The 22,718-nt window shown below is 61.6% G+C and carries 23 protein-coding genes; 8 read left to right on the plus strand and 15 right to left on the minus strand.

Annotation, left to right across the window (positions count from 1 at the left end; genetic code table 11):
- Positions 1-76 precede the first annotated feature (76 nt).
- Entirely contained in the window at positions 77-547 is a 471-nt protein-coding gene (locus FGK63_RS06545) for an SspB family protein (protein WP_138840805.1), read from the plus strand.
- Between the two features lie 8 nt (positions 548-555).
- On the opposite strand, the gene FGK63_RS06550 is transcribed toward FGK63_RS06545, so the two are convergent.
- Positions 556-1,119 carry a hypothetical protein gene (locus tag FGK63_RS06550; RefSeq protein WP_138840806.1) on the minus strand — a complete coding sequence of 188 codons (564 nt, stop codon included), beginning with the start codon at positions 1,117-1,119 and terminating at the stop codon, positions 556-558.
- A gap of 207 nt (positions 1,120-1,326) precedes the next feature.
- Here FGK63_RS06550 and fumC point away from each other — a divergent pair, with 207 nt between their 5' ends.
- From fumC to FGK63_RS06570, 4 genes are read left to right on the plus strand one after another with little or no spacing between them, the layout of a single operon-like run.
- On the plus strand, positions 1,327-2,721 hold the full coding sequence (gene fumC, locus FGK63_RS06555; protein WP_138840807.1) for a class II fumarate hydratase: 1,395 nt from the start codon (positions 1,327-1,329) through the stop codon (positions 2,719-2,721).
- On the plus strand, positions 2,721-2,897 hold the full coding sequence (locus FGK63_RS06560; protein ID WP_138840808.1) for a DUF4169 family protein: 177 nt from the start codon (positions 2,721-2,723) through the stop codon (positions 2,895-2,897). Before fumC ends, FGK63_RS06560 begins: the two co-directional genes overlap by 1 nt.
- On the plus strand, positions 2,894-3,115 hold the full coding sequence (locus FGK63_RS06565) for a ribbon-helix-helix domain-containing protein (protein ID WP_138840809.1): 222 nt from the start codon (positions 2,894-2,896) through the stop codon (positions 3,113-3,115). Before FGK63_RS06560 ends, FGK63_RS06565 begins: the two co-directional genes overlap by 4 nt.
- Before the next feature lie 58 nt (positions 3,116-3,173).
- Positions 3,174-3,782 carry a DNA-3-methyladenine glycosylase I gene (locus FGK63_RS06570; protein ID WP_138840810.1) on the plus strand — a complete coding sequence of 203 codons (609 nt, stop codon included), beginning with the start codon at positions 3,174-3,176 and terminating at the stop codon, positions 3,780-3,782.
- Between the two features lie 28 nt (positions 3,783-3,810).
- Here the strand turns inward: FGK63_RS06570 and FGK63_RS06575 are convergent, their stop codons facing one another.
- The 4 genes from FGK63_RS06575 to FGK63_RS06590 form a co-directional block, all read right to left on the minus strand.
- A complete protein-coding gene (locus FGK63_RS06575; protein ID WP_138840811.1) occupies positions 3,811-4,698 on the minus strand; it encodes a fructose bisphosphate aldolase in 888 nt (295 codons plus the stop codon).
- A gap of 72 nt (positions 4,699-4,770) precedes the next feature.
- On the minus strand, positions 4,771-6,120 hold the full coding sequence (locus tag FGK63_RS06580) for a cytochrome P450 (RefSeq protein ID WP_138840812.1): 1,350 nt from the start codon (positions 6,118-6,120) through the stop codon (positions 4,771-4,773).
- Positions 6,117-7,331: a hypothetical protein gene (locus tag FGK63_RS06585; protein ID WP_138840813.1), complete on the minus strand. Its 1,215-nt coding sequence runs from the start codon at positions 7,329-7,331 to the stop codon at positions 6,117-6,119. Before FGK63_RS06585 ends, FGK63_RS06580 begins: the two co-directional genes overlap by 4 nt.
- A 66-nt stretch (positions 7,332-7,397) precedes the next feature.
- Positions 7,398-8,150, minus strand: coding sequence for a cytochrome c biogenesis CcdA family protein (locus FGK63_RS06590; protein ID WP_138840814.1), 753 nt, complete (start codon positions 8,148-8,150; stop codon positions 7,398-7,400).
- Positions 8,151-8,256: 106 nt separating this feature from the next.
- Here FGK63_RS06590 and FGK63_RS06595 point away from each other — a divergent pair, with 106 nt between their 5' ends.
- Positions 8,257-8,490, plus strand: a complete 234-nt coding sequence (locus FGK63_RS06595) for a sulfurtransferase TusA family protein (protein ID WP_138841205.1) — start codon at positions 8,257-8,259, stop codon at positions 8,488-8,490.
- A gap of 40 nt (positions 8,491-8,530) precedes the next feature.
- Here FGK63_RS06595 and FGK63_RS06600 read toward each other — a convergent pair whose 3' ends face one another.
- The 8 genes from FGK63_RS06600 to purC all read right to left on the minus strand — a co-directional run bounded on the left by FGK63_RS06600 (position 8,531) and on the right by purC (position 18,588).
- Positions 8,531-11,191 (minus strand): Rne/Rng family ribonuclease, encoded by a 2,661-nt coding sequence (locus tag FGK63_RS06600; RefSeq protein WP_138840815.1) that lies wholly within the window; start codon positions 11,189-11,191, stop codon positions 8,531-8,533.
- Positions 11,192-11,718: 527 nt separating this feature from the next.
- On the minus strand, positions 11,719-13,053 hold the full coding sequence (locus FGK63_RS06605; protein ID WP_138840816.1) for a sigma-54-dependent transcriptional regulator: 1,335 nt from the start codon (positions 13,051-13,053) through the stop codon (positions 11,719-11,721).
- A 12-nt stretch (positions 13,054-13,065) separates the two neighbouring features.
- Complete coding sequence (locus FGK63_RS06610) at positions 13,066-14,844, minus strand: sensor histidine kinase (protein WP_138840817.1); 1,779 nt, start codon at positions 14,842-14,844, stop codon at positions 13,066-13,068.
- A 36-nt stretch (positions 14,845-14,880) separates the two neighbouring features.
- Positions 14,881-15,549 (minus strand): phosphoribosylformylglycinamidine synthase subunit PurQ, encoded by a 669-nt coding sequence (gene purQ / locus FGK63_RS06615; protein ID WP_138840818.1) that lies wholly within the window; start codon positions 15,547-15,549, stop codon positions 14,881-14,883.
- 11 nt (positions 15,550-15,560) lie between these two features.
- Positions 15,561-16,604 carry a zinc-dependent alcohol dehydrogenase family protein gene (locus tag FGK63_RS06620; protein ID WP_138840819.1) on the minus strand — a complete coding sequence of 348 codons (1,044 nt, stop codon included), beginning with the start codon at positions 16,602-16,604 and terminating at the stop codon, positions 15,561-15,563.
- A gap of 3 nt (positions 16,605-16,607) precedes the next feature.
- Positions 16,608-16,838 carry a phosphoribosylformylglycinamidine synthase subunit PurS gene (gene purS, locus FGK63_RS06625; protein ID WP_138840820.1) on the minus strand — a complete coding sequence of 77 codons (231 nt, stop codon included), beginning with the start codon at positions 16,836-16,838 and terminating at the stop codon, positions 16,608-16,610.
- A gap of 154 nt (positions 16,839-16,992) precedes the next feature.
- Positions 16,993-17,673, minus strand: coding sequence for a MarC family protein (locus FGK63_RS06630; protein WP_138840821.1), 681 nt, complete (start codon positions 17,671-17,673; stop codon positions 16,993-16,995).
- A 159-nt stretch (positions 17,674-17,832) separates the two neighbouring features.
- The gene (purC, locus tag FGK63_RS06635; RefSeq protein WP_138840822.1) at positions 17,833-18,588 is read right to left on the minus strand and encodes a phosphoribosylaminoimidazolesuccinocarboxamide synthase; all 756 of its coding nucleotides are present in this window, start codon (positions 18,586-18,588) and stop codon (positions 17,833-17,835) included.
- A gap of 160 nt (positions 18,589-18,748) precedes the next feature.
- Between purC and FGK63_RS06640 the strand changes: the two genes are divergently transcribed.
- Together FGK63_RS06640 and bmt are read left to right on the plus strand one after the other, a co-directional pair.
- Positions 18,749-19,069 (plus strand): DUF1476 domain-containing protein, encoded by a 321-nt coding sequence (locus FGK63_RS06640; RefSeq protein WP_138840823.1) that lies wholly within the window; start codon positions 18,749-18,751, stop codon positions 19,067-19,069.
- A gap of 146 nt (positions 19,070-19,215) precedes the next feature.
- On the plus strand, positions 19,216-20,235 hold the full coding sequence (gene bmt, locus FGK63_RS06645; RefSeq protein ID WP_138840824.1) for a betaine--homocysteine S-methyltransferase: 1,020 nt from the start codon (positions 19,216-19,218) through the stop codon (positions 20,233-20,235).
- A gap of 62 nt (positions 20,236-20,297) precedes the next feature.
- Here bmt and FGK63_RS06650 read toward each other — a convergent pair whose 3' ends face one another.
- Complete coding sequence (locus FGK63_RS06650) at positions 20,298-21,857, minus strand: trypsin-like peptidase domain-containing protein (RefSeq protein WP_138840825.1); 1,560 nt, start codon at positions 21,855-21,857, stop codon at positions 20,298-20,300.
- Between the two features lie 42 nt (positions 21,858-21,899).
- Complete coding sequence (locus tag FGK63_RS06655; RefSeq protein ID WP_138840826.1) at positions 21,900-22,676, minus strand: enoyl-CoA hydratase-related protein; 777 nt, start codon at positions 22,674-22,676, stop codon at positions 21,900-21,902.
- Between the last annotated feature and the right edge of the window lie 42 nt (positions 22,677-22,718).

Here is a 22,718-nt window from a genome sequence, read left to right on the forward strand (position 1 = left end):
CCAATATTGCACGAGTTGGTCTTTTGTTTCCGACCGAATCCCCTATGCTGAACACGAGAATTCTTGAGGATGGGAAATGTCGCGCGACATCAACTACGGAAACCTGATGCACACCGCGATGCGGGGCTTGATCAAAAGCGTTCTGACCCAGGTGTCAGAGCATGGTCTGCCCGGAGCACATCATTTCTTCATCACGTTCGACACTCGCTATCCGGGCGTGGAACTCGCCGAATGGCTACGCGACCGCTACCCTGGCGAGATGACGATCGTCATGCAGCATTGGTTCGAAAACCTGAACGTCGACGACGACGGGTTTTCCATAACGCTGAACTTCGGTGACACGCCCGAACCGATCTACATTCCCTATTCCGCGATCAAGACCTTCGTCGATCCATCCGTCGAATTCGGGCTGCGGTTCGAAAGCAGCGACGAGGACGAGGAAGAGGATTCTGCGCAGCTCCCCGGCGGGCCCGAGGACGATGACGAAGAAGAAGCCAGCGCGCACCACGACGCGGACGTCGTGTCGCTGGACAGTTTTCGCAAATAATGCGGATCCTACAGCCTTTTCAGGAAGGTTTCGACCGACCGGGACTTCATTCCATTTCGAAACCGGGAGAACGACAGGTTGAGCCCGCCTTCAGCTAGCGTCCGGTCAAACTGTTGCATCTCGTACCCGCCCTGCTCATCGATGAACAGCGAGTAGACCGTCAGTGTGTCGCCGACGATCCGGCCCCAGACATAAGGCTCACCCTTCATGGGGTTAAGTTGGACCTCGTGACCAAAGACGTTTCGGGCCATTGCGGCGGAAAAGATGTTTTCCCGGTCCGACGGCACGAAATCGACCGAATACTTGCCTTCTTTTACCCGCCCGTCCGGTTTGTACGTCGTCGTCGTCCAACTGACGTTGAAACCCGATTTCGTTTCGGTGATCGTGACGCTCATGTCCCTCGGTGTGGACGTGCCTTCGGAATCGACCAACTCGGCCGAGCCTTCGTAGGATCCGACAAAAGGCGCAATCCCCGTCGCCCAGGCCGGAACGACCAGTGACAATAACCACAAAAGGCTTAGCGCTGCCACCAACAGGGGCATCGCATTCCGGCTTCGGGTCGATCCAAACATGAGGGCCTCCGTCACGGTTATGGCAGACATTCTACAAGCGAGAGGGTCCGGCACAACGACGCTCTTTCTCTTGCCACGAAAAATTGACGCGGGCTTTGATCCTATACCTTGCGCCCGCATGACTTTATGGTGCGCGCAACTGGCCGATTGCGTCCAAAGGGCGACGCGGCTAAACGGCATACAACTGCATACCAGACGGAGTGACAGATGTCTCAGACCCGCACCGAAACCGACAGCTTTGGCCCGCTGGAAGTTCCCGCCGACAAGTATTGGGGCGCTCAGACGCAGCGTTCCATCATGAATTTCCCCATCGGCTGGGAAAAACAGCCCGTGGCCATCGTCCGCGCGTTGGGCGTGATCAAAAAGGCCTGCGCCATGGCGAACAAGGCCAGCGGCAAACTGGATGCCAAACTGGCTGATGCCATCATTCAGGCGGCCGGCGAGGTGATTGAAGGCAAGTTCGACGACAACTTTCCTCTGGTCGTCTGGCAAACCGGGTCGGGCACCCAGTCCAACATGAACTCGAACGAGGTGATCGCAAACCGCGCCATCGAAATCCTCGGCGGCGTGATCGGGTCCAAGGATCCGGTGCATCCCAACGATCACTGCAACATGGGGCAATCGTCGAATGACACCTTCCCCACCGCCATGCACATCGCCACCGCAATGATGGTGCGTGACGTTCTGCTGCCGGGGCTGGAAAAGCTGGCCGCTGGTCTGGAGCAGAAGGCCCAGGAGTTCAAGGACATCATCAAGATCGGCCGCACCCATACCCAAGACGCGACGCCGCTGACGCTGGGCCAGGAGTTTTCGGGCTACGCGCATCAGATCCGTCAGGGCATCGCGCGTGTGAACGCGGCCATGCCGGGCATCTACGAGCTTGCGCAGGGCGGTACAGCCGTGGGTACCGGGCTGAACACCCAGAAAGGCTGGGGCGAGACCGTCGCCGCCAACATGGCCGAGATCACCGGTTTGCCCTTCGTGACCGCGCCCAACAAGTTCGAGGCGCTGGCCGCCCATGACGCGATGGTTTTCCTGTCGGGTGCGCTCGCGACGATTGCCGGGTCTTGCTACAAGATCGCCAATGACATCCGCTTCCTCGGCTCTGGTCCGCGTTCGGGGCTGGGCGAGTTGATCCTGCCCGAAAACGAGCCGGGATCGTCGATCATGCCGGGCAAGGTTAACCCGACGCAGGCCGAGGCGCTGACACAAGTGGCCGCCCACGTGATGGGCAATGACGCCGCCATCAAGTTCGCGGGCTCGCAGGGCCATTTCGAGTTGAACGTCTACAACCCGATGATGTCCTACAACCTGCTGCAGTCGATCCAATTGCTGGGCGATGCGGCGGACAGCTTCACCGAACGGATGCTGCTGGGCATCGAGGCCAACAAACCGCGCATCGACAAGCTGATGAAGGAATCGCTGATGCTGGTCACCGCGTTGGCCCCCACAATCGGGTATGACAACGCAACGACCGTCGCCAAGACAGCCCACAAGAACGGCACCACTTTGAAAGAAGAAGCGGTCAGACTGGGTTTTGTCGATGAGGCAACATTTGACGACGTCGTTCGCCCCGAAGAGATGATCGGGCCAAAAGACTGATGGGCAAGCCGGTCAACCTGAACCGGTACCGAAAGGAAAAGGCGCGGGCCGAGAAAAAGGCCCGCGCAAACGCAAATGCGGCAGCCTTTGGTCGCACCAAGGCGGAAAAAGACCTGGAAAAAGCCCGTGCGGAAAAGGAACGCCGCGACCTTGACGGGCATGAGCGCGACAAATGAGCGGCCCGCCCGTCAAACGCTCGCTGACGCTCAAGGGGCACCGGACCTCCGTGTCGCTCGAGGACGAATTCTGGCAAGCCTTTCGTGAAATCGCCAAAACAAAAGGCTTGCCGATCAATGTGCTGGCCTCCGAAATCGATGTCGCGCGCGATCCCGAAACCGGCCTCGCCTCCGCCATTCGGGTTTTCATCCTGAACTGGTACCGCCAGCGCGATTGATGCTTGAAATACGAACTGATAGCTGGCTGATTGGATGGGAACAAAACAGGATCATCCGATGAGCGAAACGATTCCCGGCCCGGACGGCCTGCCCCGTTGCCGCTGGTGCCAAGCGGCACCCGAGTTTTTCGAATACCACGACACCGAATGGGGCTATCCGGTCGCAGACGATCAACGCCTTTTCGAGAAGCTCTGCCTCGAAAGCTTCCAGTCAGGTCTCAGTTGGCGCACCATCCTGGCAAAACGCGAGAATTTCCGGGCGGCATTCCACGGCTTCGACATCGAACGGGTAGCTGAGTTCACCGACAAAGACGTGGAGCGCCTGCTGAACGACAAGGGCATCATCCGCCACAAGGGAAAGATCGAGGCGGTCATCAACAACGCGCGCCGGGCACACGAACTGGTGGCGGAGACAGGCTCGCTTGCGGCCTACGTCTGGCGATACGAGGCGCTGCCCGAGGATTTGCCCGAACCGCAAACGGTTTCGACCTCGCCCGAATCGGTGGCCATGTCCAAGGATCTCAAGAAACGCGGATGGAAATTCGTCGGTCCTACGACGGTCTTCGCCTTCATGCAGGCAATGGGGCTGGTGAACGACCATGCCGTAGGGTGCGCGATGCGCGAGAAGGCCACGCGGCTGCGCCGGGATTTTACCAAGCCGGAATGAAAAGGCGCCCCGCAGAGCGCCTGCTCTGTCACACCGAGGCGCGGTAGATCTTATCGATATTGCTGCCCAATGCCGCGATGAATTCGGCGTCCGACATCTGCTTGGACAGCCCTTCGGTCAAGGCGCGAGAGAAGGAGGCAATCATCTTGCCGTTCCTGTTCAGCAGATCGCAGGCTTCTTCGGTGGAGTAGCCGCCCGACAGCGCAACCACGCGCAGAACGCGCGGATGGTCGGCCAGTTCGTCGTACAGGTTCGCCTTGCTCGGGATGGTCAGCTTCAGCATCACTTCCTGGCCGTCGTCCAGCGTGTCGAGATGCTTGAGGATTTCGGCTTTCAGCAGGTCCTCGGCCTCGGCCTTGGTTGCCGAGTCGATGTTCACCTCCGGCTCGACGATCGGCACCATTCCGGCCGCGATCACCTCGCGCGCGACGTCGAACTGTTGCGCCACCACGGCGGCGATCCCTTCGGCATTGGCTTCGTGGATAACCGAGCGTTCCTTGGTGCCAAACACGCCCATGGGCGACGCCTTGGCCAGAGTTGCGGCCAAGCCCGGGATCGGCTTCATCATCTGGACGCCATTGGCCTGTTCCTCCAGGCCCTTGTCGATCTTCAGGAACGGCACGACGCCTTTGACCGACCAGAGGTAGTCAGCGACCTGCTGGCCTTCGATTTCTTCGCCCAAGGTGCGTTCGAACAGGATTGCGCCTATCACCTTCGCCTTGGTGAAATCGTCGGCCAGGATGATCCGTTCGCGCATCTTCTGGATCTCGGCGAACATCTCTTCTTCGGACCCGTACTGGGCGGCATCGACGCCGTAAAGCGCCAGCGCCTTCGGGGTCGAACCACCGCTCTGGTCCAGAGCCGCGATGAAGCCCGCACCGTTTTTCATCTGTTCGCGCTGGTCTGCCTTGGACATATCACTTTCCCGTTCAATCTGATTCCGATTTGCGTTTCCGAATACAGCAAGGCTTTGACGGATGGTAGCGTGTTAACGCTCAACCACCCGCAGCCAGATCCCATCCCGCGCCCGCACGGTCAGATGCGCTACCGGAACGGGATCCTTGCCATCGATCCGCTCAAGCCGGAAGTGGCGCAGCAGCATCGACAGGATCAACGGCCCTTCGACCATGGCGAACCCGGCCCCGGTACAAACCCTGGGTCCGGCGGAAAACGGGACATAGGCGTCACGTTGGCAGGTTTTGCCGTTCTCGGTTTGCCATCGCGCCGGGTCGAATTCGTCTGGACGGTCCCAAAGCCGTTCGTGACGGTGCAAATGCCACGGGCTGAGCACGATCTGCGCCCCCTTGGGCACGTCCCGCCCACGGAACCGTTCGGGGCATGTTGCCTCGCGCACCATCATCGGCACCGGCGGGTAAAGCCGAAGCGCCTCGCGGAACACGTCGCGGCTGAGCCTGAGTTTCGACATCACGGCAAAACTTTCGTCTTCCAAAGCCTGCGCCTCGGCCGCCAACCGGTCCTGCCACTCGGGATAAAGCGCCATGAGGTACAAGGTCCAGGCCAGCGCCGACGCACTTGTTTCGTGACCGGCAAGGAAGAAGATCGCCACCTGGTCTACCATCTCGGCCGTGCCGAACCGCTCGCCCGTCACCGGATCCGCGGTGGTCATGATCTTGGTCGCCAGATCGTCGGGCGCTGTCCCGGTATTGATGGCGGCCATGCGGTCACAGGTCAGCCGTTCGATCAGCGTCCGGATCTCGGCCGCACTCTCGCGAGTTTCGCGCGAGTGGAACCGGGGAACCCAGCGCGGAACGGGAACGAACGCGGCGGTGTTCAGCAGAGGTTGCGCCCGCTGGTACGCGCGAAACCTGTCGAACACGCGCGTGGCGATTTCGTGTTCGATGGGGATGGAGAACAGGGTTCTGAAAATCACGTCTGCCGCGGCATGGCTTGTGATTTCCTCGAACTCGATGTCTTGCCCGATACGCTGCCGCAACCGTGCCACGCAAGCCTCTGCGGCGTCCCGCATGGCGGGAAACGTGTCACGCAACCTCCCGCCTTCGAAGGCCGGATCGATGATGCGCCGTTGCCGCTTCCATGTCTCGCCATTAGTAAGAAAGACGGACTCGCCCAGCAATGGCCTCAGCCCCTCGCGGATTCGGTTGGATTTCGGGAAGTCATCCGGGCGCTGCTTGAGCACCGTGTCGATCAGATCCGGCTGGTTGATCAGGAAGGATCGGAAGAAAGGCGTCCGGAACTCGGCCATCCAGGCCCGGTAGAGTCGTTGCGGCTGCGCAGACAGAAGATCCTGGCGAAACAGTTTTAGGTAGCGCCACAACGAGACCTTGTCGGCCCGCGCAGGCGGCTTTGGCGGGATCATGCGGCCACCGAAGTGTATTTGGACACCGCCACATCTATACGCGACCGTGAAGGCGCCCTGCCCCGATACCTTTCTGCAAGGGTCATGGGGCCCGCGGTGATCCGGAAATAGTCGTAATCGCCTGGCCTGTCGAAGGCGCAGAGATACTGGAAGTGCAACCGGAAGAACCGCCAGCGCAGTTCGGACCAACGGTCCGGCGAAAGCGTTTGCGTGAAGGCCGCAGAAAGGACCAGTGGCCATTTTTTACCGGGACCGGCCACACCGCTGACCGTCACAGGGTCACAGAGCGCAAAGGAACAGCCGTCGCCCGGGGCCGAAACGTCTGCCCAGGCGAGTTCGTTCCTCGCGCTAAGATAATTCAGATCACCGCGCAGCCGGTGCGCCCTCGGCAGGAAGGATACCATCGGCATCACCTGACCCAACGTCAACAAGCCCAATGCGGGTCGATTTTCGGCGACGTGTCCCTCGCGGATCAGGTCCGCCACAACCGAAACGGCAAGGTGCGCGCCCGAACTGTGTCCGACGACAAGAACCTCGTCCACGTCGTCCCGCATCGCCGTGCCGATGAGATCGACGAACTGCGCGATTTTGGCCTCAAACTCTGGCGGATATTCCCCCCGGAAACGCGCGGAATAGGCGTAGTTGTGCAACAGGTAATAGACGTAAAGCTTGTGATCGAGGGCCCTGAAGCGGTGCAGGATCAGACCGGCCAGCACGATCCCCGGCACCGGGCTAAGCCAGTGCAGAACAGGCGCTGTCGCCTTGCCCACGATCCACACGATTGCCAGCGCCAGCGCCAACTGAAGCAGCAACATGCCAACAGGGTAAAATGCAGCGATGACGGGCCCTTTGCGCAGTCTCATGAGGCGCCACAACGCACCGGTCGACGCGTAGATCCATGCCGTCCTTGCCAGTTGCAGATATGTAGCGGGGATCGAGTTCGACATGCTGGTGCGCACGACATCCGACCAGACCAGAACCGCGAACTCCGTTTCCGTTTGGCTGCCGTCCTGGAAGGAGGAAACCTGCCATCCATAAGAGCCTTCTCCGGATTTCGGTTTCAGGTTGATCTCATAGCCGGAAATCCGCGCCTGGGCCGCGGCCTCCTTGCGGTAGAGTTCCCTGTATCTGCGTGGTGGATTCGGATCGTAGCCGGGAATGTAGAACACCCGGCGCCGGCGCACCCGTTTCTGCGGCGATAGACTGCTCATGGCCATGACCTCTGGAGCGCAGCCTAGCGCAGCATCGGGGCAAGCGTAAGCCCCGCCCCGATGACCTCAGCCAAGCGTCGCAAGGCCCGGGAATGTTTCCAGAAGCCACCAGCTGAACTCAGAGAACAGGCCGGTGATCAACATCACGCCCACGATGAGCAGCAAGGCTCCCATACCCTTTTCGATCTTGCCCATATGGGGTTTGATCCGGTTCATCACCGTCATCGAGCGGTTGAGGAACATGGCCGCCAGCAGGAAGGGAACCCCCAGCCCCGCAGCGTAAACCCCAAGCAGCAACGTGCCGCGTGCCACGGACGCTTCCGAGGCCGCCAGTGACAGAATTGCGCCCAGTTGCGGCCCGATGCAAGGGGTCCAGCCGAAGGCGAAGGCCAACCCCAAAAGGTACGCGCCAAAGACCGAGCCGCCGGCATCCCCGGCTTCCATCCGCGCCTCCCGGTCCAGTAGCGGAATACGGAACGCGTTCAGGAAATGCAGACCGAAAACGATCACGACCGCGCCTGAGAGTTTGGCGAAAAGTTCTTGATTAGAAAGAAAAAACGCGCCGAAGGCCGACGCCGTGAATCCGAGCAGCAGGAACACCGTCGACAGCCCCAGAACGAAGAACAACGCCGCCAAGGTCGCCTTGCGTCGGGCATGTGCCTGATCCTGCATCTCGTGGATAGTCACGCCGCTCATATAGGCCAGGTAAGGCGGCACGATTGGCAACACACACGGTGACAGGAAACTGATGATTCCGCCGAGCATCGCGACGAACATGGCAGGCAGCAGGCCCGCATCGATGATATCGATTCCGAACATGATTCTGCACATATGTCATCATCGCGGCGGCGTCACGTGGCCATGCGGTCACATCCCCGTGCTCCGGATGCTGGACAGAAGCGGCGCGGCGGAATATCTGGCGGGTATGACAGAAGTTACCGAAACCCTGGACGCGCTTGGCCTACTGTGCCCCCTGCCCGTCCTGAAAGCCCGCAAGCGACTGAAATCGCTGCCTGACGGCGCGCTTCTGCGCGTTCTGGCGGATGATCCGGCGGCGATTGTGGACGTGCCCCATTTCTGCGCGGAAGCGGGACATGCTCTGGTCTCGCAAGATGACGAGAACGGCTACCAGAGCTATCTGATCCGCAAAGGCGGATAAGAAAAAGGCGGGTCGATGTGACCCGCCCCATTTCCTCGTATCAGGTTCCGATCGACCACCACCCGCGACGCTTGGGCTTGCCGGTATCTTCGGGCTCCGGAGCTTTCTCAGCAACGGTTTCCAGCACTGGTTCGGCCTTTTCCGGGCTCACTTCTTCGGCGTTTTCTGCGACAGGCTCCGCCTGGTCCGCGTCCGCATCAGTCTCGGAAAGCACAGGTTGCTCGGGTTCCGCGGTTGTTTGGGCTTCTTCGGCAGCTTCCGGCGCCGCGTCGACCGTTTCGACGGCCTTCTCGGTCACCGAAGTCTGTTCATCGCCTTGTGCGTCGCCATCAGCCGTTTCCGCCTCGGTCGGCTTTTCCGCAACCGCGCTGTCCGGTTCGGCAACCTCTTCGGTCTTCTTCTTTCTCGAACGCGGTGCGCGGGTTTTCTTGGGTTTGGAAGTTACCGCTTTCTCAGCCTCTTCCAGAGCAGCTTCGGCAGGCGTTTCCGCAACCTCATCGGGCTCTGCGTCCCCCGAGGACGCTTCGTCGCCCTGCTCTTCGGTCACTTCTGGCGCATCCCCGTTGCCGCCGCTCTTCTTGCGACGACTGCGGCGGCGGCGCTTGCGCTTGGACTTGGGCTTGGTCTCTTCCTCGTCCTGAATGACTTCTTCTTCATCCTCGTCAGCATCGATCTGATCCATGAGCTTGGCGTCAACCGACACGACAGGCGCGGGTGCCTCGGGAACCACGCGGCTGGCCGTTTTGAACTTCTCCATCGAGAAGTCGGGACTGACCAGATGCACATCTCCCTCGACCCGCACCGACAGCCCGTACCGAGCCTCGATCTGCGCAATATGCTCGCGCTTCTGGTTCATCAGGAAGTTGGCGATGTTCACCGGGCAGCGCACGAGAACCTCGCGCGACCGACGGCGGGTGCCTTCCTCCTCGATCTGGCGCAGGATCGACAGAGCCATGTTGTCGTCCGAGCGGATCAACCCCGTACCGTGGCAGGATGGGCACGGCTGTGTCGTGGCTTCGATCATGCCGGGGCGCAGACGCTGACGGCTCATCTCCAGCAGGCCAAAGCCCGAGATGCGTCCGACCTGGATGCGCGCCCGGTCGGTCTTGAGCTTGTCCTTCAACCGCTTTTCGACGGCAGCGTTGTTCTTGCGCTCATCCATATCGATGAAGTCGATCACGATGAGGCCGGCAAGATCGCGCAGGCGCAACTGGCGAGCCACCTCGTCGGCAGCCTCCAGGTTGGTCTTGAGCGCGGTTTCCTCGATCGAGCCTTCCTTTGTGGCCCGGCCAGAGTTCACGTCGATCGCCACCAGCGCCTCGGTCACGCCGATCACGATGTAGCCGCCGGATTTCAACTGAACCGTCGGATTGAACATCGAGCTCAGGTAGCTTTCCACCTGGTAGCGCGCGAAGAGCGGCAACTGGTCCTCGTACCGCTGCACGTTCTTGGCGTGCGACGGCATGATCATCTTCATGAAGTCCTTGGCGATGCGATAGCCGCTTTCACCCTCGACCAGAACCTCGTCGATGTCGCGGCTGTAGAGATCGCGGATCGAGCGTTTGATCAGGTCGCCTTCCTCATAGATCTTGGCAGGCGCGATGGACTTCAGCGTCAGTTCCCGGATCTGTTCCCACAGACGCTGAAGGTATTCATAGTCGCGCTTGATCTCGGATTTGGTCCGCTTGGCCCCGGCCGTGCGGATTATCAGGCCAGCGCCGCTCGGCACGTCGATTTCCGAGGCTATTTCCTTGAGTTTCTTGCGATCCACCGCATTTGTGATCTTGCGGCTGATTCCGCCGCCACGGGCAGTGTTGGGCATCAGAACGCAATAACGGCCCGCCAGCGAAAGATAGGTCGTCAGCGCAGCGCCCTTGTTGCCACGCTCTTCCTTGACGACCTGCACCAGCAGAACCTGCCGGACCTTGATCACTTCCTGGATCTTGTAGCGGCGCGGGCGCGGTTTGCGCGGCGGACGGATGTCCTCGATGTCATCCTCTTCGGCAACGGATTCGATGCTGTCATCCTTTTCGGACGCCTCGGCATGATCGTCGTCGCCGTTTTCGTCGTCACCGTCCTCTTCTTCATCATCATCCGCTCGCGCGGTTTCGTCGTCCTCTCCGTCGTCGTCGGCTTGGTCAAAAACCGCAGTTTCTTCTTCGGACGCGTCCTCCGGCTCTTCCACCGGGGTTTCGGCAACCAGTTCCATGGGCGAGGTGCCTTCCGGAATGTCGATATGCTCCTCGTCCTCGCCCAGGTCGATGGTCTCCATGCCCGTAGGTTCCGAGGACAAGTCCTTGGTCTCGATCAGGTCCTTCGACTTGAAATCTTCAGCCTTGGTGCGCGAACGTGACCGCCGCCGCGACTTTGGCTTGCCCTCATCCGCCTCGTCGCGGGCCTTCAAAGCCTCGGCATAGGCGCGCTCTTCCTCCATCAGCGCCTCACGGTCGGCGACGGGGATCTGGTAGTAATCCGGATGGATTTCCGAAAAGGCCAGGAAACCGTGACGGTTTCCGCCGTAATCCACAAAGGCCGCCTGAAGCGACGGTTCGACCCGCGTTACCTTTGCGAGATAGATGTTGCCTGCAAGCTGACGCTTGTTTTCGGATTCAAAGTCAAACTCTTCGACCTTGTTTCCGTCCACCACCACGACGCGGGTCTCCTCCGCGTGGGTGGCATCGATAAGCATTTTCTTTGCCATGTTTCCTTGGTGCACCGCGCCAATCGCGTTGTCCTACCCGGTCCGGGTGGACGGGCGCTTTTGGGGTGGTGTCTTGTCAGGGCGATTTCGGACGGCGCGCGGCAGGGTCTGGCTCTTTGGCCCCCTGCACGATCTCTCAATCCTAGCGCGCGCGTCATCGCGGTTCTTCTCCGACAAGCGCGGGAACGCCACGCGCCTGCCCATTAATTCCTTTCACCCGATTGCCCGGGCAAAGGCACTCCACTGCCCCATGTTGGGGCACAATCGGTCTGCTTTGCCCTGTGGGGATCATCGCCATACGAGGCAGAGCAGCGAAACTCAAAGATTCGGGGCACCGGGGCACACATCGCGCCCTGCCCGTTCTGCCACAATAAAAGCACTCCTGTGGAAAAGACAATGGCAAAACGGCGGCGTCCGATTTTGCCAACCCAACGACCCGATGAGCGCACGGTAACAACGACAAACAACCAGCTGTTCTAAAATGGTTTTCCGCCAAATCTCCTGATCCGACCCGGCGGAAGTTGCGGTCAGAGGTAATCCGAACGCTGCAACCCGTATTTCGCCATCTTTTCGTTCAGCGTACGGCGCGGCAGGCAAAGCTCTTCCATCACGGACGCGATCGAGCCCTTGTGGCGTCGCATCGTGTTGTCGATCAGCATCCGCTCGAACGCCTCGACATATTCCTTGAGCGGCTTGCCCTCTGTTGTCATCACCGGCTGCATTTCATCATGATCCGACATCAGCAGCGAAGCGATGGTTCCCGAGCCCCGTCGCGATTGCAGCACCGCGCGCTCGGCGATGTTGATCAGTTGGCGCACGTTTCCGGGCCAGGGAGCCTGCAGCAGTTGCGCGGCTTCTTGCGCGCTGACCTGGGGCGCCTCGCAGCCGTATTCCTCGGCGAACTGCTCGCTGAGACGGGTGAAAAGTGTCAGGATGTCTTCCCCCCGCTGGCGCAAAGGCGGCATGGTGATGCGCAGCGCGGCCAGACGATAGAACAGGTCCGGGCGCAGCACGTCTTCGCAGGTCTTGCCGGCCTCCTGCAGGTTCGAGATCGCGACGATCCGCGTTTCGGCCGGCGTTCCCTGGTCGTTCATCACACTCAGAAGCCGGGCCTGCAGCGTGTCACTCAGCGCCTCGATTCCTTCCAGAACCAACGTGCCGCCTCGCGCCTCTTCGATCGCGGGCAACTGCGCATCCTCGGGCATCATCGGACCGAACAGACGCTTCGACAGCGCCTCTTCCTCAAGCGCCGCGCAGGATACCAAAACGAATTTCTTGCCCGCGCGGCTGCCGACGGCATGCAGTGCGTGCGCGACCAGCGTCTTGCCGGTGCCGGTTTCGCCGTCGATCAGAACGTGTCCGTCGGCCTGCCCTAGATCCAGGATATCCTCGCGCACACGTTCCATCACCGGGCTAGCGCCGATCAGCTTTTTCATGATCTGGGTGCCGCCCGACAACTCACGGCGCAGGGCACGGTTGTCCAGCGTCAGACGGCGGGCATTGCTGGCCCGTTTCGCCAATTCAGACATCCTGTCGGGATTGAACGGTTTTTCAAGAAAGTCGAATGCGCCGACCCGCATGGCCTCGACCGCCATCGGCACATCGCCGTGACCGGTGATCATGATGACCGGCAAGGCGCTGTCCACGCCCATGAGCTTCTTGAGAAGCTGGATGCCGTCCATGCCTGGCATCTTGATGTCCGAAATCACGATGCCGGGATAGTCCGGCCCCAACGCCTTGAGCGCCTCTTCGGCGCTGGCGAAAGTTTCCGTGTCGTATCCGGACAGCGCAAGCCATTGGCTGATCGACTGGCGCATGTCCTGTTCGTCATCCACGATGGCAATTTTCATGGCCTGTGCCATAGTCATTCCTCGTCATTCGGCGGCCTCGAGGCCGTCCTTGTCCAGTATCGGCAACCGCATCTCGAATACCGCGCCGCCGTGTTGCCCGTTGCGTGCAGTCAACCGTCCCCCGTGGTCGTTCACGATCCCGGACGAAATGGCAAGTCCCAACCCTACCCCGTCTCCCGGTTGCTTGGTCGTGTAGAAGGGTTCGAACAGGTTCTCGATATCCTCGATACCATGACCATTGTCCCGCACCGTCAGGATGGCGGTATCGCCGGCGGCAAGTATGATCTCGACGTCCGGTTCCGAAACAGATTTGGTGGCATCCAGCGCATTTCGCAAGAGGTTCACCATGACCTGCTCGATCCGCATCCGGTCGCCCATGACCAGAACGGGCTCCTCGGGCAGGATCTGGGTGATCTTCACATGCCTCTGCCGCAGTTGCGGCTCCATCATCGACAGCGACGAGGCCAGCGCATCCTTGAGATTCACGGGCGAAAACGCATCTGCACCCTTGCGCGCATAGGATTTCAGCTGACGCGTGATCGCCCCCATCCGCTCGATCAGCCCATCGATGCGACCGAAACTGGCCAGCGCCTCTTCGGGGCGGTTGCGCCGCAGCAACAGGCGGGCCCCGGCAAGATAGGTCTTCATCGCGGCCAGCGGCTGGTTCAACTCGTGGCTGACCGCCGCCGACATCTCGCCCAAGGCGGCCAGCTTCGAGCTTTGGGCCAGCGTCTGCTCGGCCACTTCCAGGGTTTTCTCAACCCTTTCGCGCTCAGCGATTTCCCGCTGCAGCCGTGCATTCAATGCGCGAAGCTCCGCCGACTCCCGCTGGAACAACGCCATGCGCAACGCCGTCCGGCGGCTCAGCGCGTAGAAGACCAGCGCCAGAAGAATCGCGAACCCCATGATTTCCAACGCCAACACGCCGTTCACCCGCTCGCGGATCGACGCGTAGGTGGTGAACGAGGTCATCTGCCAGCCCCGGAACGGGATGCGGTTCTCGGTGCGCATCACCGCCTCGCCCTGCACGTAGGCGTCAGGCGGCAGCGCGGTCCAGTCGGTGGTGGCCCGGATGGCGCGTTCGATCGCGTTTTGCGGCGGCTGACGCAGTAGCGCCGCATTCTCATCCAGCCCCCGCCATTGCGGTTCCGTCGACAGGATGATGGTCCCGGTACTGTCGGTGACCATCACCGCGTCCGAAATACCCGCCCAGGCGCGTTCGAACTTCCGCAGATCGACTTCGACCACGATGACGCCAAGGATTTCGTTGTTGGCTTCCAGGCGGCGGGCGTAGGAAAAACTGTAGCTGCCCGCCTCGCGCCGGATCACGTTGAAGATCGTGGAATTCGATCGCACGGCCTCGACGAAGAACGGCGAGTTGCGGTGCGTCTCGCCCAGCCGGTTCCGGTCCGTGGCCGCCACCGACCGCCCGTCACGGTCCAGCAACATCAGAGACGCCGCGCCGATCTCTTCCACGAAGGAGATCAGGCGCTGCGTCGACAGCGAGAAATCGTTCGATTGCAGCGCCGCGATGAGGGTCGGATCGCGCGCCAGCAACTGCGGGACGATGGCGTTTCGCCGCAACTCGCTGAGCAGGTTGCCGGAATAGAGCGCAAGGCGCAGTTCCGCGCGGCTGCGGGTGCTTTCGGTGAAGCGGTCGGTCAGCAGGCGGTTCGTGACCCAGACCGTCGCCGCGGCCACCACCAACAGGAGGATGACGGCCGTGCGCAGCCGCCAGCCAAGCGACCCGCCGCCCAGCCTGATGCGGCGATTGTCCTGTCTCGAAATGCCCTCGGAACTCATCCTCCGAAGCTACGCCTCGAAAGCCGCCTACTCAAGTCACGCCGGCGTCAGAACGCCGGCCAATGCGCGGAAGAGCGCCGCCCCGTCGGTGCCGCCATGCCCCTCGTCCGCTGCACGCTCGGGATGCGGCATCATGCCCAGCACCCGGCGGTTCGCAGAAAGGATGCCGGCGATGTCGCTGCACGACCCGTTCGGGTTCTCGGTATAGGTGAAGGCGATACGATCCTGGTCACGCAACGCCGATAGGGTTTCGTCGTCCGCGAAATAGTTGCCGTCGTGATGCGCGATCGGTATGCCGATCACGTCACCGGCATTGTACCCTTCGGTAAAGGCGCTGTCGCTGGTTTCGACTTTCAGCCCCACGGTGCGGCAGATGTATTTCAGCCCGGCGTTGCGCAGCAGCGCACCTGGCAGAATGCCCGTTTCCGTCAGGATCTGGAACCCGTTGCAGATGCCGACCGCATATCCGCCGCGCTCGGTGTGATCAACGACCGCCTTGCAGATCGGCGATTGCGCCGCAATGGCGCCGCAGCGCAGATAATCGCCGTAGGAGAAGCCGCCGGGGACCCCCACGATGTCCACTCCGTTCGGCAGGGATGCATCCTTGTGCCAGACCATGTCCACCTGGAACCCGGCCCGTTCGAAGGCGACGGCGAGATCTCGATCGCAGTTCGATCCGGGAAAAACGACTACGGCTGCACGCATGGCAGATCCTCCTAAGTCACAAAATCGGTGATGACCGCAACGCCCGGCGGCGCGGGCCGGTCGAAAGCGGCAAGTTCGTCGCTCGCCTGGCTAAGAGCGATCTTGCGCGTCACCAGCGGGCCCAAATCGACGTGTCCGCCGGCGATCATGTTCAACAATGACGGATACCGCCAACTGGGCATGCCGCGCGTTCCGTAGACCGTCAACTGCCCGGAATAAAGCACATCCATCGGCAAGGACATTTGAGAATGGTCTCCGGCGGGCATACCGATCTGCACCATCCGGCCCAGCTTGCGCAGGGACCGCATCGTGGCGACGGTCGTGGCCTCGACGCCAAGCGCTTCGATCCCCACATGCGCTCCACCGCCGGTGATCTCACGCACGGCCTCGGGCGCATCGCCGGTTGCCGCATTCACGACGGCATCCGCCCCGAGCGTTCGGGCGTAGGCAAGCTTGTCATCGTCTATGTCGATGACCACCACGCGCGCGCCAAGCGCGCGGCCCAATAGCAGCGTCGATATCCCGACGCCGCCGCCGCCGAACACCGCCAGCCATTCTCCAGGCCGGACCTGCGCACGGCCCACCAGCGCCTGCCACGCGGTCGTGACCCTGCACCCCAGCGCCGCAGCAACCTCGGGCGCAAGCGTGTCGGGCAGCGCCGTCAGGTTGGCATCGGCATGCTGCACCGCGATCATCTCGGCGAACGCGCCATCGCATGTAAAGCCGGGCACCACCTGTTCTGCGCAGATCGTTTGGTTGCCGGCGGCGCAATCTCCGCATCGGCCGCAGGCCAGGATGAACGGCGCTATCACCCGGTCACCGATGCGCCAGCGCGTGACCCGCGCACCCACAGCGACGACTTGACCGCAATATTCATGGCCGGGCGTCATCGGCAGCGCGACGTCGGGATCCGATCCGGACCAGGCGTGCCAGTCAGACCGACACACGCCGCAAGCGAGCACCCGGATGACGACGCCATCCGGATCCGGTTCAGGATCCGGGACTGTCGCCAGTTCCAGCGGCTGACGGTAAGCGATCAGACGCGCGGCCCGCATCGATCAGACCAGTTCGATCTCGTAACGTTCGATCACGGTATTGGCCAAAAGCTTCTCGCACATCTCGACCACATCCGCTTCCGTCGCACCGTCGGCCAGGTCCAGATCGATCACCTTGCCCTGACGCACGCCTTCGACCTTGTCGAAGCCCATGGCGCCCAACGCGTGGCGAACCGCTTCGCCCTGCGGGTCCAGTACCCCGTTCTTCAGCATCACATGCACACGCGCTTTCATTCTTTGCAACTCCAACTGACTCCCGTCCCGCTACCGGCCGGTTCCGTTGAGCGCGGAGATACCCTGCCTGCTGAATTTGAACAACCCTTTGCGCGCAAGAAGAACGCAGCGCAAGACCGTGCTTCGCCCCGGCCAGTGGGACGCGGCAACCGTTTCATTTGGTGGCTTCGGATGGAGGCTTCGGAGCCCAGTCAGGAAAGTGGGCATCGAAGGCTTCGAAGGCGCCCGTTAACATCATTTCTATTGCAACTGCCACTAGGATGATCGCCATGATCCGGGTCAGAACGCTGATCATCGTGTCGCCCAAGATCCGGGAAATCGTGTCCCCGAAGTAAAGCCCTACGCCGACGATGGCACAGGCGATCAAAACGGCAGAACCCAAGGTCACGATCTCGGCGGGGTCGGACAGCGTGTGGGCAAAGACGATTGTCGTCGCAATGGTGCCGGGGCCGATGGTCAACGGGATCGCCAGAGGCACGACGGCAATGCTCTGCTTTCGCTCCTGGCCTTCGCTGGCTGCCGCCTGGTCTCCGGGCGGCCGATCGCCTGCGTTCAGCATCGTCATCCCTATGCCCAGAACGATCAGCCCCCCGGCGATTCGGAATGACGGGATGTCGATGCCGAAGATCGCCAGGATCTCTTCGCCCACCAGCACCGACAGCATCGCGATGATCGTCACCGCAAGGGTCGCGACAAGGGCGACACGCCGCCGCTCGGCCGTGGTATAGCCTGCCGTCAAACTCAGAAAGACCGGAAGCCCGTAGAGCGGATTAAAGATCGCAAGCAAGGCGGCAAGAAAAAGGAAAAACGTATCCAGATGAAAGAGTTCGGCCATTTCCCGCACCTCGGACCGACAAAAAGCTTGTCACAAAGTGCACAGGACATGGGGCCTCAAGTCAACCCGAGGCGAAACAAGGACTAAAAAGGCCGAGGCTGTGCGCCTCGGCCTTGTTCGGTTTCCTACCTCGGCTGGCTACGGCGGCCAGCTTTGACGTCAATTGATAAGCGTCGGCTTTGCGACCGCGGTCTTCGGCAAGACGCCAAGGCGGCGGGCCACTTCCGAGTAGGCGTCGGTCAGATTGCCCAGATCGCGCCGGAACACGTCCTTGTCCAGCTTCTGCCCGGTCTCGATGTCCCACAGCCGGCAGCTGTCGGGGCTGATCTCGTCGGCCACGATCAGACGCTGGAAGTCGCCATCGTAAACCCTGCCGATCTCGATCTTGAAATCGATCAGGCGAATGCCCACGGCCAGCATCATGCCGCTCATGAAGTCGTTGACCCGCAACGCAAGGCTGAGGATGTCGTCCATGTCCTGCTGGCTTGCCCAACCGAACGCGGCGATGTGTTCTTCGGTCACCAGCGGATCACCCAGCGCGTCGTCCTTGTAGCAGTACTCGACGATCGGACGCGGCAGTTGGGTGCCCTCGGCGATCCCGAGACGCTTGGTAAAGGAACCTGCCGCATAGTTGCGAACGATCACTTCAAGCGGGATGATCTCGCAGCTACGCACAAGCTGCTCGCGCATGTTCAGCCGGCGGATGAAATGGGTCGGCACGCCGATCTGGTTGAGACCGGTCATGAAGAACTCGGACAGACGGTTGTTCAACACGCCCTTGCCTTCGATCACATCCTTCTTGGCCGCGTTGAAAGCGGTGGCGTCATCCTTAAAATATTGAACGATCGTTCCCGGCTCGGGGCCCTCATAAAGGATCTTGGCCTTGCCTTCGTAGATCTTCTTGCGACGCGCCATGAGCGACCTTTCCCTTTTGGGGCGAGGGAATGAGTCCCTTCGCGTTTGCGCCCTCATAAGGCAAGCGCCGTTGTGTCGCAAGCTGGCTGCGCCCTCTTGCGGATGCGGCATGGCGGCGTCATACCTGAATCGACGAAAAACATCTAAGGGGGCGCCACCCATGACCACATTCGACGAGCGCGAAGCCGCTTTTGAAGCCAAATTCGCCCATGACGAGCAGATGCAGTTTCTTGCACGCATGCGCCGCAACCGGTTCATGGCCGTCTGGGCTTCGGCGCTCAAAGGCGAAACCGTCGAACAGGCCCGCAAATATGGTGACGAACTGATCCATACCGACATTCAGCACGTCAGCGAAGACGATGTGGTCAACGCCGTCCAGTCGTACTTGGGCGACCTGGCGGACGAGCAGACGATCCGAGGCAAGATGGCCGAGCTTCTGGCAGAAGCCAAGGAACAGCTTCTCTCCGAAACCGACAGGTGATGCGGGCGCTGCGCCCGGCGCTGACCTTGGCGCAAGCCTCATGATCTTCATGAGTTTTATGAGTTTGATTTGACGCCCCGTTCATGGGAAACGGGGCGTCTCTGATTTTGGCGTCCATTGGTCGCCGTCGCTATGGATTCTCGACCATGACAAACGCGCTTGCCGATCTGCTTGCAGCCAACGACGTCATCCTCGCGGATGGCGCCACCGGGACCAACTTGTTCAACATGGGCCTGCAATCAGGCGATGCGCCCGAATTGTGGAATACCACGGCGGCAGACAAGATCAGGGCTTTGTACCAAGGTTCGGTCGACGCGGGCAGCGATCTGTTCCTGACCAACACGTTTGGCGGCACCGCAGCGCGCCTCAAACTGCATGACGCGCAGAACCGCGTGGGCGAGTTGAACCGCATCGGCGCAGAACTGGGTCGCGAGGTTGCGGACAAGGCCGGTCGCACGGTTGTCGTCGCCGGTTCGGTCGGCCCGACCGGCGAAATTATGGAGCCGGTCGGCAGCCTGTCGCACGCGGTAGCGGTCGAGATGTTCCATGAACAGGCGCAAGGACTCAAGGAAGGCGGCGCCGATATCCTGTGGCTTGAAACCATCAGCGCACCGGAAGAGTTCCGCGCGGCCGCCGAGGCTTTTGCCCTCGCCGACATGCCATGGTGCGGAACCATGAGCTTTGACACTGCCGGACGCACCATGATGGGTGTGACATCTTCCGATCTGGCGCTGCTGGTCGAATCCCTGCCGAACCCGCCGCTGGCCTTCGGCGCCAATTGCGGCACGGGCGCCTCCGACATCCTGCGCACCGTCCTGGGTTTCGTCGCCCAGGGAACCGAGCGCCCGATTATTTCCAAGGGTAATGCAGGCATCCCGAAATACGTGAACGGTCACATCCACTATGACGGCACCCCAGAGCTTATGGGCCAATACGCCGCCATGGCACGGGATGCGGGCGCCACGATCATCGGCGGCTGTTGCGGCACGATGCCCGATCACTTGCGCAAGATGCGCGAGGCGCTGGACAGCACGTCGCGCGGCGATCGTCCGACTCTGGATCAGATCACGGCGGCACTCGGCCCGTTCACTTCGGCCTCGGACGGAACAGGAGACGACGCGGCAAGTGCGGATCGCCGAAGCCGTGGTCGCCGCCGCCGGGCCTGAGACAACAAAGTCACGAACGTGTTTCAAGCCGCCTTTGGGCGGCTTTTTCTTGTCGCCTCAGATTATTGAGTCCCGGCAGTGACCTCCAGAAGGTGCCGCACCTGCGCCACCGGCACACCGAAATTCGATCCGCCAAACTCCGGAATGATCGCAGCGTTCACCGCGACTACCTGTCCTTTCAGATCGAGGACCGGACCGCCGCTGCCGCCATGGGTGGTTTCGGCATCGTAAACCACCGCGGCGCTTGTGGCCTGCCCTACGATTCCGCGGCTGGACAGAGGCGACATCAGCCCGGCCTCGGACAGGCGCGCCGCCACCTGCCAGAACCCGGTTTCCCCGCGTTCGCGTAAATCTTCAACGAATTCCTCACCCGATTGGGCGAGTAACGACATGAGCCCGGTGGGAAAGCCCATGACGAGGATCTCCTGCCCCGGAACCGGAAGTTCTTCGGCCAGCGGCAACCCAGGGGGCAGTTCCACTCCTTCGGCCGGAGCCAGCAATGCGACATCGGCCGTATCGCTGGCCGCCACGAGGGAAAGATCCATCGGTCCGATCCGCTCAGGGAAGTAGCCGATGAACCGGATCATCAGCGGTTCCATCGCCTCTCCCCCCATCTGCACGCCGGGCTTGTTGGCCCAAGGCACTGCAACATGCCGATTGGTCACGATCAGGCCGGTGTCTCGCAGAACGAAACCGGTGCCGTTGAATTGCACTTCGGCCACGGGCCCATTTCCCTCCAGCGACAGCATCGGTTGCCCGGTCGGCAGGCGTATCGGCAGCCCGTCCACCCCCACGACCTGCCGCAGCATCTGTCCGCTTTCCCTGTGGCGCAGCCCGTAGCCGCCCTGAATGAACGCGACGGAACCGGCCGCCGCGCCCACCACACGCATCGCGGCGCCGGTACGGGCCTCGAGCGTCTGCAACCGTTCGGCCTGCACGGAAACCCGCGCGCTCAATTCTTCCTGAAGGGCTGCAAGATCACCGGGTCGGATCGCCTCGCGTTGCGCTTCAGTCAGCGCGGCCGCCACCGCTTCGACCTGGAAACGCCCGCTTTCGATCTGGGCACGAATGCTCCGATCCTCCCGGAATTGCGCAACGACAGCCACGGTCAATGCGAGGAGTGCGGACAGAACCCCGACGCGGAACAGCAAGGTCGCATCGCGTGCTATGCGGCCTGCCAATCCGCCTACGGCCCGGAACAATCGCCTCGGCAAAGGCTTCCGACTGCTACGAAGATAGGAAAGCGCGTCACCAAATATCTCCACCAACGTCGGTTTGGGCTCGGTGTCCTCGTCATAGACGCGGAACCGTGACAATGGGCCGGTTTCGCCGAACTCGATCGTGTCGCCCTGTACCAGCGGCGCCTGCTCAACCTTCTTCCGGTTGACCCAGATCTCGGAACTGTCGGAGGAAACGACCGAGAATTCCTCGCCGTCGCGCAGGATGCGGGCCACGTGCTGCCCTTCCAGCAACCGGGCGCCGGGCAACAGAACACGCAGGCGATCTTCGCCATCCAACCAGATGTCCATCGCGTCGGATGTGATCCAGGAGTAGTGGCCGCGGTTCCGTCCTGTCAGATGTTCCAGAACCGCAGCGCAGGGGCTTGGGGTCGGAGCGGTCATGTCCCGGACATGACGCGCCTCCAGCCTTCATTTGTCAATGGTTTAGCGGCCTTCGAACCTTGCGGGCCGCTTCTCAAGAAAGGCCACCACGCCTTCGGTAAAATCGCGCGTCCGTCCGCATTCGCCCTGAAGATGTGCCTCTGCCGCCAACTGCTCGGGCAACGACTTGTCATAGGTGCCGCGGATCGCCTTCTTAATGGCCGCGAAGCCGGCGGTCGGGCCGTTGGCAAGATAGGCCGCCCGCCTGCGCCAATGCGCGTCGAACTCGTCGTCCGCCACGGCCTCCCAGATCAGGCCCCAATCATCCGCCTGCCGGGCACTGATCTTGTCAGCGAAAAGCGCCGCCCCCATCGCCTTGGCGAACCCCATCTGGCGCGGCATGAACCAGGTGCCTCCAGCGTCCGGCATCAGCCCGATCCGAGCGAAAGCCTGTAGGAAATAGGCGCTTTCGGTTGCGATCACCACGTCTGCGCAGAGCGCCAGATTGGCCCCTGCCCCCGCTGCCGGACCGTTCACAGCCGCAATCGTGGGCACGGGGCAGTCATAGACCGATTCGAGCATCGGCTCGTATTCGTCCCGCAGCGCGCGTTCGAGGTCGATCTTGCCGGTACTCGACGCATCGCCCAGGTCCTGCCCGGTGCAGAAAGCGCCGCCCGCACCGGTCATCACGATGGCGCGGGCATTCCGTGCACCCCGCTGCATGGCGTGAGTGATCTCCGCCCGCATCTGCGTGGTCAGCGCGTTCATCTTTTCCGGCCGGTTCAGCGTCAGGACGGCCAGGCCGTCGGTAATGTCGAACGTGATGGTTTCATACTGCATGGGAAGCCCCTCGCCTGCGTTCCATTGGCCCGCAAACTGGCG

Source organism: Ruegeria sediminis, from assembly GCF_005938215.1.
Classification (GTDB): domain Bacteria; phylum Pseudomonadota; class Alphaproteobacteria; order Rhodobacterales; family Rhodobacteraceae; genus Ruegeria; species Ruegeria sediminis.

What these genes read in the sequence shown, in the direction of transcription:
- fumC (WP_138840807.1), top strand. Translation starts at nt 1,327, where the DNA reads ATGTCTCAGACCCGCACCGAAACCGACAGCTTTGGCCCGCTGGAAGTT.
- FGK63_RS06600 (WP_138840815.1), bottom strand. Translation starts at nt 11,191, where the DNA reads ATGGCAAAGAAAATGCTTATCGATGCCACCCACGCGGAGGAGACCCGC.
- FGK63_RS06605 (WP_138840816.1), bottom strand. Translation starts at nt 13,053, where the DNA reads ATGGCACAGGCCATGAAAATTGCCATCGTGGATGACGAACAGGACATG.
- purS (WP_138840820.1), bottom strand. Translation starts at nt 16,838, where the DNA reads ATGAAAGCGCGTGTGCATGTGATGCTGAAGAACGGGGTACTGGACCCG.
- FGK63_RS06595 (WP_138841205.1), top strand. Translation starts at nt 8,257, where the DNA reads ATGACAGAAGTTACCGAAACCCTGGACGCGCTTGGCCTACTGTGCCCC.
- FGK63_RS06570 (WP_138840810.1), top strand. Translation starts at nt 3,174, where the DNA reads ATGAGCGAAACGATTCCCGGCCCGGACGGCCTGCCCCGTTGCCGCTGG.
- purC (WP_138840822.1), bottom strand. Translation starts at nt 18,588, where the DNA reads ATGGCGCGTCGCAAGAAGATCTACGAAGGCAAGGCCAAGATCCTTTAT.
- FGK63_RS06575 (WP_138840811.1), bottom strand. Translation starts at nt 4,698, where the DNA reads ATGTCCAAGGCAGACCAGCGCGAACAGATGAAAAACGGTGCGGGCTTC.
- FGK63_RS06650 (WP_138840825.1), bottom strand. Translation starts at nt 21,857, where the DNA reads ATGACCGCTCCGACCCCAAGCCCCTGCGCTGCGGTTCTGGAACATCTG.
- FGK63_RS06550 (WP_138840806.1), bottom strand. Translation starts at nt 1,119, where the DNA reads ATGTTTGGATCGACCCGAAGCCGGAATGCGATGCCCCTGTTGGTGGCA.
- FGK63_RS06560 (WP_138840808.1), top strand. Translation starts at nt 2,721, where the DNA reads ATGGGCAAGCCGGTCAACCTGAACCGGTACCGAAAGGAAAAGGCGCGG.
- FGK63_RS06590 (WP_138840814.1), bottom strand. Translation starts at nt 8,150, where the DNA reads ATGTTCGGAATCGATATCATCGATGCGGGCCTGCTGCCTGCCATGTTC.
- FGK63_RS06620 (WP_138840819.1), bottom strand. Translation starts at nt 16,604, where the DNA reads ATGCGGGCCGCGCGTCTGATCGCTTACCGTCAGCCGCTGGAACTGGCG.
- purQ (WP_138840818.1), bottom strand. Translation starts at nt 15,549, where the DNA reads ATGCGTGCAGCCGTAGTCGTTTTTCCCGGATCGAACTGCGATCGAGAT.
- FGK63_RS06640 (WP_138840823.1), top strand. Translation starts at nt 18,749, where the DNA reads ATGACCACATTCGACGAGCGCGAAGCCGCTTTTGAAGCCAAATTCGCC.
- FGK63_RS06610 (WP_138840817.1), bottom strand. Translation starts at nt 14,844, where the DNA reads ATGAGTTCCGAGGGCATTTCGAGACAGGACAATCGCCGCATCAGGCTG.
- FGK63_RS06655 (WP_138840826.1), bottom strand. Translation starts at nt 22,676, where the DNA reads ATGCAGTATGAAACCATCACGTTCGACATTACCGACGGCCTGGCCGTC.
- FGK63_RS06585 (WP_138840813.1), bottom strand. Translation starts at nt 7,331, where the DNA reads ATGAGCAGTCTATCGCCGCAGAAACGGGTGCGCCGGCGCCGGGTGTTC.
- FGK63_RS06580 (WP_138840812.1), bottom strand. Translation starts at nt 6,120, where the DNA reads ATGATCCCGCCAAAGCCGCCTGCGCGGGCCGACAAGGTCTCGTTGTGG.
- FGK63_RS06630 (WP_138840821.1), bottom strand. Translation starts at nt 17,673, where the DNA reads ATGGCCGAACTCTTTCATCTGGATACGTTTTTCCTTTTTCTTGCCGCC.
- FGK63_RS06545 (WP_138840805.1), top strand. Translation starts at nt 77, where the DNA reads ATGTCGCGCGACATCAACTACGGAAACCTGATGCACACCGCGATGCGG.
- FGK63_RS06565 (WP_138840809.1), top strand. Translation starts at nt 2,894, where the DNA reads ATGAGCGGCCCGCCCGTCAAACGCTCGCTGACGCTCAAGGGGCACCGG.
- bmt (WP_138840824.1), top strand. Translation starts at nt 19,216, where the DNA reads ATGACAAACGCGCTTGCCGATCTGCTTGCAGCCAACGACGTCATCCTC.